The organism is Selenomonadales bacterium, from assembly GCA_017442105.1.
Taxonomy (GTDB): Bacteria; Bacillota; Negativicutes; order RGIG982; family RGIG982; genus RGIG982.
This window is the reverse complement of the sequence record JAFSAX010000081.1, coordinates 1-11,447: the sequence shown is the minus strand read 5'-3', so window position 1 is coordinate 11,447 and position 11,447 is coordinate 1. Positions and strand designations below refer to the sequence as shown.

Sequence of the window (11,447 nt, the reverse complement as noted above, 5' to 3'; positions counted from 1 at the left end):
GTCAATGTTGATAAATATGCCAATACGTCGTCTGCTTCGATTCCGCTCGCGCTTGACGAAGCGGTGAAAAGCGGTTGTATCAAAAAAGGCGACACATTTGTAATTGTTGGATTCGGTGCCGGATTAACGTGGGCATCAGCAGTAATCAAATGGTGCAAGGAGGACTAATCAGTGAGCACAAATATCGCAAAATTATTAGGAATCAAATACCCGATTATTCAAGGTGGTATGGCATGGGTCGCAACGGCTGAACTTGCTGCTGCAGTATCGAATGCCGGTGCACTTGGTATTATTGGTGCAGGTCATATGCCGCCGGATGCACTTCGTGCAGAGATCCAAAAAGCAAAAGAGTTGACGGACAAGCCGTTCGGCGTAAACATCATGTTGATGAGTCCGTTTGTAAAAGAAGTTATGCAAGTTGTTGTTGAAGAACGTGTTCCTGTCATTACGACTGGCGCAGGTAACCCGGGCGAATATATTCCGGCACTTAAAGCGATCGGCAGTAAAGTCATTCCTGTCGTTGCCTCTGTTGCACTTGCAAAACGCTTAGAACGTACGGGCGTTGATGCTGTCATCGCAGAAGGTACGGAAAGCGGCGGTCACATCGGCGAATTGACGACGATGGCACTTGTTCCGCAGGTTGTTGACGCTGTGAGCATTCCTGTTATCGCGGCAGGCGGTATCGGTGACTCGCGTGGTATTGCGGCAGCGTTCGCGCTCGGTGCGAAAGGTGTACAGCTCGGTACTCGTTTCGTTGTATCGGAAGAATGTACGGCACACGAAAATTACAAAAAAGCAGTTATCAAAACGAAAGACCGTTCCACGACGACGACGGGCGTATCGACGGGTCATCCTGTCCGCGTTATCGCCAACAAATTGTCGCGTGAATATCAGGAAATGGAAGCAAACGGTGCGAGTGTAGAAGAACTTGAAAAGTTCGGTGCAGGTCGTCTTCGTATGGCTGCCAAAGATGGTGATACGGACTACGGTTCGGTTATGATCGGTCAGATCGCAGGTATGATGAAAGAGATCCAGACGGTCGAAGAGATCGTTCAGGAACTCGTCAACGGATTGCCTGCTGTCGTAGAAAATATCAAAAATACAGTAGAAGCTGAGTAAAGGAGAAGACAAAGATGGGTAAAATTGCGTTTGTATTCCCCGGTCAAGGCTCGCAGGTAGTCGGAATGGGCAAAGACCTTTGCGATGCATTTCCGATTGCAAAAGAGATGTTTAAAAAAGCTGACGAGGCACTTGGTTATTCGATCTCGGACATGTGCTTCAATGGTCCTGAAGAAAGCCTTAAATTGACGTCTAATACGCAGCCGGCTATTTTAACGGTAAGCGTGATCTGTAATGAACTTTTGAAACAGCAAGGGCTTGCACCTGAGATCGTTGCAGGTCATAGCCTTGGTGAATATTCCGCACTTGTTGCGGCAGGTGCAATGGCTTTTGAAGATGCTGTACTCCTCGTTCATAAACGCGGTACGTATATGCAGGAAGCTGTACCGGTCGGTGAGGGTGCGATGGCGGCTGTTCTCGGTCTTGACAGACAAACGGTCGTTGACATTTGCTCCAATGTATCGAATGATGGCGGTTGTGTACAGGCAGTTAACTTCAACTGCCCGGGTCAGATCGTTATTGCAGGTAAAACGGCAAGTGTTGAAAAAGCAAGTGAGCTTTTGAAAGAAGCAGGTGCAAAACGTGCAGTCCTTCTTCCGGTAAGTGCTCCGTTCCACAGCACGCTTATGGCTCCGGCAGCGCAGAAGTTGGCTGTTGAGCTTGATAAGATCACGATTAAAGATGCCCAGATCCCTGTTGTTGCCAACGTAACGGGCAAAATGGTAACGGATGCAAAACAGATCCGCGACCTTCTCGTAACGCAGGCAGATCATCCTGTTATGTGGGAAGATTGCGTAGCTGAGATGGTAGCTTTCGGCGCTGATACGTTTGTTGAATCGGGCCCGGGCAAAGTTCTTACAGGTCTTACGAAAAAGATCATTAAAGGCATGAATCTTTTGAACGTAGAGAATACGGATTCGCTTGAGAAAACGCTTGCTTATTTCAAGGAGGTTCGTTAAAATGCAGTTAGAAGGTAAAGTTGCTCTTGTAACGGGTGCTTCTCGTGGTATCGGTCGTGCAGTTGCGATCCGCTTGGCGAAAAGCGGTGCGAAAATTGCTGTGAACTATGCAGGAAATCAAGCGGCTGCCGAAGAAGTGAAACAGATAATCGAACAAAATGGCGGCGAAGCGATTCTTGTACAGGCTGACATCTCGAATGCCGAATCGGTAGATGCGATGGTAGCTGCGGTCATGGAAGCGTTCGGCCGTATCGATATTCTTGTCAACAACGCGGGTATCACGCGCGATACGCTTCTTATGCGTATGAAAGAAGCTGACTGGAATGCTGTTATTCAGACGAATTTGACGGGTGTGTTCTATGTAACGAAAGCCGTTTCGAAGATCATGATGAAACAGCGCTATGGTAAAATCGTTAATATGTCTTCTGTTGTCGGTCTGATGGGCAATGCAGGTCAGGCGAACTATGCGGCTGCCAAAGCAGGCGTGATCGGTTTCACGAAGTCGATGGCAAAAGAATTGGCTGCAAGAAATATTACAGTCAATGCGATCGCTCCGGGCTTCATTGCAACGGATATGACGGCAGTACTTTCCGATAAAGTAAAAGAGGATTTGGCAACCAAAATTCCGATGGGTCGTTTGGGCGAAGCTGATGATATCGCATCCGCGGTACTCTTCCTTGTTTCCGATAGTGCAAACTATATTACGGGACAGACGCTCAATGTAGACGGCGGAATGGTCATGTAATATTGATGGAGGTTGTTTTTGGAAGGAGGTGAAACTAGAATGAGTACTTTTGAAAAAGTTAAAGCGATCGTTGTAGATCAGCTTGGTGTTGATGAAGCTGACGTTTCCATGGAATCGACGTTCATCGACGATTTGGGTGCAGATTCTTTGGACATCGTTGAATTGATCATGGCTTTCGAAGAAGAATTCGATGTTGAAATTCCGGACGATGTTGCTGAAAAAATTAAAACGGTGAGCGATACGGTAACGTACATCGATCAGAACAAATAAGACTCGGTATTATGAACATAGAAAGTCCCGCGATACGCGTTGCGGGACTTTCTAAAAAAAGATTAGATTAGGTTTGTGTAGTTGATTGGAGGAGTTATCTTGAAACTTCCAGAACTTAAAATCGGTCCTCACGTAGCAAAAGTACCAATTATTCAGGGCGGAATGGCAGTAAGACTTTCAACTGCACGTTTGGCGGCTGCGGTTGCAGAAGAGGGCGGTATTGGTTTGATTGCCGGTTCCGGCATGACATTAGATGAATTGAGATATGAAATTAGACTGGCTCGATCGATGACGAAAGGCATCATTGGTGTCAACATCATGGTCGCGGCTCGTAAATTTGCTGACTTGGTTAAGACAGCTATTGACGAAGGCATCGACTTGGTAGTTGCCGGTGCAGGTTTTTCGCGCGATAGGTTCGCTTTGGGGAAAGAATCCGGTACCCCGATCGTTCCGATCGTATCGTCGGTGAAATTGGCTAAGATTTCCGAAAAACTTGGGGCAGCTGCGATTATTATAGAAGGCAAAGAAGCAGGCGGTCATCTTGGAACAGATCGTTCTATGAGAGAGCTCGTTCCGGAGATCCGTGCGGCAGTATCGATTCCGATCATTGGTGCAGGTGGTGTACTTAGCGGACAAGATGTTGTCGATATCATTCGTATGGGTGCAAACGGTGTTCAGATGGGTACTCGTTTTGCGGCAAGCGAAGAATCGAACGCGGCTCCTGCTTTGAAAGAATTTTATTTGAAAGCAACGGCAGATGATGTCATTTTGATACAAAGTCCTGTCGGTCTTCCCGGTCAGGCGATTCGTAATCCGTTTGCGGACAGAATTGCGGCAGGTAAACTTCCTATTGATTCTTGTGAAGCATGCCTTAAACAGTGCAAGCAGAATTTCTGCATTATCAAAGCATTGACGCGCGCGCAACAAGGTGACGTAGAGAATGGTTTGATCTTTACGGGTGAGAATATCCATAAGATCAAAGAGATTCTTCCTGTTAAAGAAATTTTTGCAAGACTGATCCGTGAAGCGGAAGCAGTAAAATAGGAGTGGTCACATTATTATGAGACGAGTTGTAATTACCGGTATTGGTGCGATAACTCCGATCGGTATCGGTAAAGATGCCTTTTGGAACGCATTGATTGAAGGCAAATCGGGTGTTGGCCCGATCACTCGCTTCGATGTAAGCGAATATACGACGAAAATTGCAGGCGAAGTGTCTGACTTTGTCGTAACAGATTTTATTGATAAAAAAGAGGCAAAACGTATGGACCGTTCGACGCAGTACGCTGTTGCTGCATCGAAATTGGCTATTGATGATGCCAAATTGGATCTTGAAGCAGAAGACCGTGAACGTATCGGTGTTATCATTGGTACGGGTATTGGCGGTATGGAAGCTCTCTATGAGCAGTACAAAGTTCTCTTCGCAAAAGGTCCGGGCAGAATCAGTCCGTTCTTGGTACCGATGATGATCGGTAACATGGCTTCGGGTATGACGTCGATCCGTTTTGGTCTTCAGGGGCCGAGCAGCTGTGTTGTTACGGCTTGTGCAACAGGTACGAACTCCATTGGTGATGCGGCACGTGCGATCAAATACGGTGATGCTGATGTCATGCTTGCGGGCGGTACGGAAGCTCCGATCTCTCCGGCGGCGCTTGCAGGTTTCGGTTCGATGAAAGCGCTTTCTACGCGCAATGACGAACCTGAACGTGCTTCTCGTCCGTTCGACAAAGACCGTGACGGTTTTGTTATGGGCGAAGGTGCAGGCGTTATCGTTCTCGAAAGCCTTGAACATGCATTGGCACGTGGTGCGCATATTTATGCAGAGCTTGCAGGCTATGCATACAATTCCGATGCTTATCATATTACGGCACCTGCTCCGGGCGGTGTTATGGCAGCAAAAGCAATGCGCCAGGCACTCAAAGACGGCGGCATTGAGCCGAATGAAGTTGATTATATCAATGCACATGGTACGTCGACAGGTCTTAACGACAAAAACGAAACGATGGCGATCAAAGAAGTATTCGGCGATCATGCATATGAACTTGCCGTCAGCTCGATCAAATCGATGACGGGTCACCTTCTCGGTGCAGCAGGCGGTGTAGAATGTATTGCTGCTGCTATGTCGATCGACCAAGGTATCATTCCTCCGACGATCAACTATGAAACGCCGGATGAAGGTCTTGATCTCAACTATGTACCGAACGTAGCAGAAAAACGCGAAGTTCGTGTGGCACTTTCCAACTCGCTTGGCTTTGGTGGTCATAATGCAACGTTGGCATTGAAAAAATATGAAGCGTAAAGAGAAGTGTAATGCTCAGCGTATAGCTGAATTGAAGCAGTTGATTGGTAAAATGGGAATCACCTTTTCAGAGGTAGAGCTGCTTCATAAGGCCTTGACTCATACGTCGTATGCGAATGAGTTTGCAGCACGCGGTATTGAGCATAATGAACGACTTGAATTTTTGGGAGATGCGATCTTAGATGCGATCATTAGCGACGAATTGTTTCGTCGCTATCCCAATTTGCCCGAAGGTGACTTATCGAAGGCTCGTGCTGCGATCGTTTGCGAAGGCTCTCTTGCCGAGAGCGCACAAACACTCGATATCGGTCCGTATCTGTTACTCGGCCATGGCGAAAATGCTATGGGAGGACGTGAGCGTGCGTCGATTTTGGCAGATGCGTTCGAGGCTGTCATTGGGGCGATCTATCTCGATAGCGATATCGAAAATTGCAGAACCTTTATTTTGAAATACTTGGGTGCGGATCTGGAGAAGATCAATTCCGGCCACTATAACCGTGATTATAAGACGTTGTTACAAGAGACTGTACAAAAAAGACCGAATCAAAAGATCCAATATCAGTTGGAAGATGCGACAGGTCCGGATCATAAAAAGGTCTTTACGATCTCTGTTTTGATCAATGGTGAAAAGATGGGAATTGGTGTTGGCAAAAGCAAAAAAGAAGCTGCGCAAAAAGCCGCCCGCGAAGCATTGCAAAAAATGAATGAAGAATGATTGGGTAGCCGTTGGGTTACCCAATTTCTTTATGGAGAAAAGAATGAAACGACATATTATACCTGTTTTTGTACCGCATTACGGCTGTCCGCATCAATGCGTGTTCTGTAATCAGCATAAAATTACAGGCAGTGGTACGACGGTGACAGCTGAATATGCAGAAAAGATCATTCGAGAAGCGTTATCGTGGCAGACACGCACTACGGAAAAAGAAGTTGCTTTCTACGGAGGAAGCTTTACGGCAATTCCGATGTCATCGCAGAGAGAACTGCTCTCTGTTGTCAGCCCGCTGTATCGAGAAGGAATCATACATGGTGTGCGATTGTCTACGCGTCCCGACGCGATAGATGATGCAGTGCTCAACATGCTGCTAGAGCATCATGTGACGACGATCGAACTAGGCGTGCAGTCGATGGACGATACGGTACTTCGGGCGGCGAATCGCGGTCATACGAGCGATGAGGTAAGAGCGGCGGTCAAGAAGATCAGACGGTATCCGTTCGCGCTTGGCCTTCAGATCATGCCGGGATTGCCGAGTGAAGATATGTACAGCCTCCTTCGGACAGCGAATGCAGTGCGTGAGCTTGCACCTGATTTTGTGCGTATCTATCCGACGGTCGTAATAGATGATACACCGCTTGCAGATGCATATAAATGCGGAAAATATACACCGCTTACACTCAAAGACGCCGTTATGCGAACGGCATTTTTGAAACTGTTCTTTGAGCGTGCGAACATTCCTGTTATCCGAATGGGACTGCAGGCAACGACAGACCTCGATCAAGAAGGAACCGTCTTGGCGGGTCCGTATCATCCTGCGTTTGGTGAGCTTGTCGAAGCAGAATTGTTTCGTCTGATGTTGATATGCGTACTGGACGGTGAAGATATCAGCGGGAGAAAGCTCATCATCCATCATCATCCGAGCGATGCGTCAAAAGTACGTGGACAGAGGAGGGCCAATCTGATGTGGATCAAAGAGCGATATAGAGTAAAGCAGATAACGTGTATATCGGACGGCGAGAAGCAAGGAGAACTCGTTCTTGACTGGGGAAATGGGCAAAGGGTGATAAACTTATCTATGATCGATACGATCTAGTGGTATGAATCAACGGCTAAGAGAATATCTTTTCCTAGACGGAAGTCACAGAAGGAGAGGATATTCGTGGAGGTATTAAAAGTATCATCAGAGTCAAAAGTCCAATCGGTTGCAGGAGCATTGTCTGCTGTTCTGCGTGAGTATGGCAAAGTGGAGCTGCAAGCAGTTGGGGCAGGAGCTGTCAACCAAGCTGTCAAGGCGATCGCCGTTGCGCGCGGATACGTTGCACCGAATGGTATAGACCTAATTGCTGTACCTGCGTTTGCAGATATTCTGATCGACAAAGAAGAACGAACGGCAATACGGTTTTTTGTAGAACCGAGATAAAGAGTTGGCTGCCAAGCAGATGCTTGGCAGTTTTCCTTTTGGTATGACTTGAACGGAATACATTGATATGATAGGATAGATAAGATAACACAAATAGGAAGAAAGGCGGTGATACCGATGCTGTTAAAAAAATTGGAGACACGTGGATTCAAATCGTTTGCCGAAAAGTTGACAATTGAATTTGGGCAAGGTATCACTGCGATCGTAGGGCCGAACGGAAGTGGTAAGAGTAATATTACCGATGCTATCCGCTGGGTACTCGGTGAGCAGAATATGCGTACGCTGAGAGGTGCCAAAAGTGAGGACATTATCTTCTCCGGTACATCGCAGGGACGCAGACCGCTCGGCATGGCGGAGGTATCGATCACGCTTGATAACAGCGACCGAAAGATACCGCTCGATTACAGCGAGATCGAGATCATGCGCCGTGTATTCCGCTCGGGTGAAAACGAATATTATCTCAATCGGAATAGCTGTCGATTGAAAGACATACAGGAAATTCTGTTCGGGACAGGTATGGGGAAAAACAATCTCAGCGTTATTGGGCAGAATAAGGTCGATGAGATTTTAAACAGCAAGCCGGAAGAACGCCGTTTGATATTTGAAGAAGCGGCAGGTATTGCCAAGTATAAACAGCGTAAAAAAGAATCTCTCCGTAAGCTTGAAGATACGAATCAGAATCTTATCCGTATCGAAGACGTTACGGCAGAGCTCGAAGGACAGCTTCCTGCGCTGAAAGTGAAAGCAGAAAATACCGAGAAATATCTTGACTTTGCACGTCAGCGTACAGAGGTGCAGGAGATCCTTTTGTTCCATAAGATGAGCGAGTCGGAGCGACTGCAGGCAGAAACATTGAAAGAGCAGGAGGCTATGCAAGGGGCGATGCAGGACTTGTCTGCGCAGATAACGATTCTTGATGTCGAGCAGATGAAGCAGAAAGAAGCACTTTCTGCATGTGAAGCGCAGATCGAAACGGTATCGGAAGCGGTGTCTGCGTGTCAGACTATGGCCGAACAGCTGCAAGGGCAAGTCGCTATCTTGACGGAGCGTATTGCGCAGAATCAAGCCAGAGAGGTGCTTTTCCGTGAAGATTCATCGCGTGTTACGGCGCAGCAGGCAGAGCAGAAGCTCCGCAAAGAGCAAATAGTCATTGAACTGGCAGAGATATTGAAGGAGCAAGCCTCGATAACAGAAAAAACGCAAGAAAAACAAAACGAGCGTGACCAGTCAGCGAATGTCCTTCGTAAACAGGAAGAGGATATCGAAGGTGTTCGTGCAGAGATATTTGCTTTAAAACAGAAGATCGGTATCGCCGAAGAAAAGATGCGATATCAGGCAGAATCGTCGCGTTCATTCCAAGAATGGCATACTGCGTGGCAAGAAACAATCACAGAATTGGAAGAGGATATTGCATATCGGCAGAGCGAGATAGAACGATTGTCCGAAGAAGCCAAGAAGCATAAACAGCTTCGTGAAGAGATGCAGCGTCAAAAACGCGAGATGGATATGCGTTTGATACAAGATGCCAAACGTGTCCAATTGCTCAAGACAGAGTCGTTGACATATGAAAAAGAATATCATGCCGTTCATTCGCGATATGCGGTATTGGCAGGTATGCAAAAAGAATATGAAGGATTCGGCCGTGCGGGCAAACAGATATTGTCGCAGAAAGCAAGATGGAACAACGGGGTATACGGTGCAGTTGCAGAGCTTATCGAGATGGATGGTGAAGTCGTAACGGCGATCGAAACGGCACTCGGTGCGAGCCTTCAAAACATCGTTGTCGATACGGATACGACGGCAAAACAGATCATTGAGTATCTGAAACAGCAGAATCTCGGAAGAGCGACTTTTTTGCCGCTCAACGGTCTGCAAGTCTATCCGACGCGTCCGCAGGAAGAGTCGGCGGCAAAGGAAAACGGAGCTGTCGGCATTGCATCCGAGCTCGTTCGATGCGATGAACGATACCGCCGTGTGATAGCGTTTCTTTTGAATCGGACCGTTATCGTAAGAACGATGGATGATGCTGTTCGTATCGCACGCAAGTACGGTCATAAGGTGCGCCTTATCACGCTGGATGGAGATATCATCAACAGTGGCGGTTCGATGACGGGCGGCAGTCGTATGCGCAAAGAGGCAGGCTTCTTGAGTCGTTCGCTCGAATTGGCAGAGCTGAAACAGAAGCAAGAGGAAGTCGGCGCGAAACGTGCCGAGAATGAAGCTCTTCTCGATGAAGCGAATAAACAGTATGAAGCATTGCGCGTACAGTATTCACAGCAAGCGCAAAAAGAGATCAGATGGCAGCAACAGGCCAACGAGCTTCAGATGCAGAAAGAGAAAACCAAGTTTGCCGAATCACAGTTGGTTGCAAATCTTGCCGAACGCAGACGCGAAGGCGAGCTTAGGATCGCTGCATACGAAGAAAGTCAAGTCACCGATGCGAGAGTGCAGGATGATATCAGTAAATGGCAGGCTGAGGTTATCGAGCAAGAAGAAGGATTAGCGAAGCTTACGGCAGAGCGAGAAGCGATGCAGACTTACCAAGCGGAACTTGACAGTGCGTTGATGCAATGCCAAGTTGCCTTGACATCGCTGAATGAGAGAACGCAATTCTTAGAGCAAGAAGATGTGCGTATCGCTGCGGAAATACAAAACGGAGAATTACGAAAACAAGAGATATCCGCAGAGTTGGAGAACTTGCATAAAGTAAACAGCGAGCAAACGATAGAGAAGGAAAACTGTACTGAAAAGCAGAAAGAAAAACAGAATGAACTCACTGCATTGATGGTGAAAAAAGAAGCGCATCAGAAAGAGCGATTCATGTTGTTCAAACAGATAGAAGATCATGAAGCTATTATGAAACAATATCGCAAAGAAGAGAGCGACTTGAGTGCCAAGCTCCATCGCATCGAGATGCAGTACGCGAAACATCAGTACGAATGTGCGCGCAATCAAGAAAACTTGGACGCGCTCGGTATCGCATCGTTTGCTGAACTGGAAACGAAGGTAGCAGGCTATGATAATCAGTTGTCTGATGTCGAATTGATGCCGACGCTTCGCAAATTGGAGCGTGCGATACAAGCACTCGGACCGATCAATCCAAATGCGATAGAAGAGTATAAGGAACTGGAGGAGAGATTTACGTTCCTTCAGAAACAGCAGGCAGACCTTTTGGAAGCCAAAACATATTTGACAGACGTTATCGAACAGATCGACCGTGTCATGGAGAAAAATTTTGCCAAGGCGTTCCACGAGATAGACGGTCATTTTCGTACCATCTTTGCGCGGATATTCGGCGGCGGACAAGCACGCCTCGAGTTGACAGACCGCAGTGAGATGCTGACGACAGGTATCGAGATCATTGCACAGCCACCGGGCAAGAAGCAGCAGAACATGGTCTTGTTGTCGGGCGGGGAGCGCGCGCTTACGGTTATCGCATTGTTGTTTGCATTTTTAAAGTATCGTCCGATGCCGTTTACCGTCGTGGACGAGATCGATGCACCGCTTGATGAAGCGAATCTGGAACGGTTCGTATCGTTCTTGAAAGAATTCGCGAAGGAAACACAGTTTATCATCGTTACGCATCGAAAAGTCACGATGCGGGCGGCTGATGTGATGCATGGTGTCACGAATGAGGATGCGGGCGTATCGCGTATTATTTCGGTCAAGATGCAGGATATAGAATAAAGGAGGAGCAATATAGTGGGCTTTTTTGATAAATTAAAACGAGGATTAGAAAAAACGAGAAAATCGTTTACAGAGAAGATAGGACAAGTGATCATGGGCTATGCTAAGATCGATGATGATCTGCTTGACGATCTTGAGGCGATCATGATCTCGTCCGATATGGGTGTCAAAACGACAGAAACGCTTATGGAAGAGATCCGCAAAGGTATCAAGAAAAAAGAAATTACAGG

At 47.2% G+C, this 11,447-nt stretch carries 12 protein-coding genes; all 12 read left to right on the top strand.

Annotated features, from left to right (window positions below; translation table 11 throughout):
* Positions 1 to 168, top strand: a 168-nt coding sequence (locus IJN28_03165; GenBank protein MBQ6712773.1) for a 3-oxoacyl-ACP synthase, incomplete at its 5' end; no start/stop codon positions are given.
* A gap of 3 nt (positions 169 to 171) precedes the next feature.
* Positions 172 to 1,119: an enoyl-[acyl-carrier-protein] reductase FabK gene (gene fabK, locus IJN28_03160; protein MBQ6712772.1), complete on the top strand. Its 948-nt coding sequence runs from the start codon at positions 172 to 174 to the stop codon at positions 1,117 to 1,119.
* 14 nt (positions 1,120 to 1,133) lie between these two features.
* Positions 1,134 to 2,078 carry an ACP S-malonyltransferase gene (fabD, locus tag IJN28_03155; protein ID MBQ6712771.1) on the top strand — a complete coding sequence of 315 codons (945 nt, stop codon included), beginning with the start codon at positions 1,134 to 1,136 and terminating at the stop codon, positions 2,076 to 2,078.
* Position 2,079: 1 nt separating this feature from the next.
* Positions 2,080 to 2,823 carry a 3-oxoacyl-[acyl-carrier-protein] reductase gene (fabG, locus tag IJN28_03150; GenBank protein MBQ6712770.1) on the top strand — a complete coding sequence of 248 codons (744 nt, stop codon included), beginning with the start codon at positions 2,080 to 2,082 and terminating at the stop codon, positions 2,821 to 2,823.
* Between the two features lie 39 nt (positions 2,824 to 2,862).
* Entirely contained in the window at positions 2,863 to 3,093 is a 231-nt protein-coding gene (locus IJN28_03145) for an acyl carrier protein (GenBank protein MBQ6712769.1), read from the top strand.
* 99 nt (positions 3,094 to 3,192) lie between these two features.
* Positions 3,193 to 4,137, top strand: coding sequence for a nitronate monooxygenase (locus tag IJN28_03140; protein MBQ6712768.1), 945 nt, complete (start codon positions 3,193 to 3,195; stop codon positions 4,135 to 4,137).
* Between the two features lie 13 nt (positions 4,138 to 4,150).
* Positions 4,151 to 5,392 carry a beta-ketoacyl-ACP synthase II gene (gene fabF, locus IJN28_03135; protein ID MBQ6712767.1) on the top strand — a complete coding sequence of 414 codons (1,242 nt, stop codon included), beginning with the start codon at positions 4,151 to 4,153 and terminating at the stop codon, positions 5,390 to 5,392.
* On the top strand, positions 5,382 to 6,107 hold the full coding sequence (locus IJN28_03130) for a ribonuclease III (protein MBQ6712766.1): 726 nt from the start codon (positions 5,382 to 5,384) through the stop codon (positions 6,105 to 6,107). Before fabF ends, IJN28_03130 begins: the two co-directional genes overlap by 11 nt.
* A gap of 31 nt (positions 6,108 to 6,138) precedes the next feature.
* Positions 6,139 to 7,203, top strand: a complete 1,065-nt coding sequence (locus IJN28_03125) for a radical SAM protein (GenBank protein ID MBQ6712765.1) — start codon at positions 6,139 to 6,141, stop codon at positions 7,201 to 7,203.
* Positions 7,204 to 7,269: 66 nt separating this feature from the next.
* The gene (locus IJN28_03120; protein ID MBQ6712764.1) at positions 7,270 to 7,530 is read left to right on the top strand and encodes a stage V sporulation protein S; all 261 of its coding nucleotides are present in this window, start codon (positions 7,270 to 7,272) and stop codon (positions 7,528 to 7,530) included.
* A 117-nt stretch (positions 7,531 to 7,647) separates the two neighbouring features.
* The gene (smc, locus tag IJN28_03115; protein MBQ6712763.1) at positions 7,648 to 11,217 is read left to right on the top strand and encodes a chromosome segregation protein SMC; all 3,570 of its coding nucleotides are present in this window, start codon (positions 7,648 to 7,650) and stop codon (positions 11,215 to 11,217) included.
* A 15-nt stretch (positions 11,218 to 11,232) separates the two neighbouring features.
* Positions 11,233 to 11,447 (top strand): signal recognition particle receptor subunit alpha (locus tag IJN28_03110; GenBank protein ID MBQ6712762.1); only part of this gene is annotated, 215 nt, incomplete at its 3' end.

Bases quoted from the DNA above. Each gene is read 5' to 3' on its own strand.
- IJN28_03145 (MBQ6712769.1), top strand. From the start codon at position 2,863: ATGAGTACTTTTGAAAAAGTTAAAGCGATCGTTGTAGATCAGCTTGGT.
- smc (MBQ6712763.1), top strand. From the start codon at position 7,648: ATGCTGTTAAAAAAATTGGAGACACGTGGATTCAAATCGTTTGCCGAA.
- IJN28_03130 (MBQ6712766.1), top strand. From the start codon at position 5,382: ATGAAGCGTAAAGAGAAGTGTAATGCTCAGCGTATAGCTGAATTGAAG.
- fabG (MBQ6712770.1), top strand. From the start codon at position 2,080: ATGCAGTTAGAAGGTAAAGTTGCTCTTGTAACGGGTGCTTCTCGTGGT.
- IJN28_03125 (MBQ6712765.1), top strand. From the start codon at position 6,139: ATGGAGAAAAGAATGAAACGACATATTATACCTGTTTTTGTACCGCAT.
- fabD (MBQ6712771.1), top strand. From the start codon at position 1,134: ATGGGTAAAATTGCGTTTGTATTCCCCGGTCAAGGCTCGCAGGTAGTC.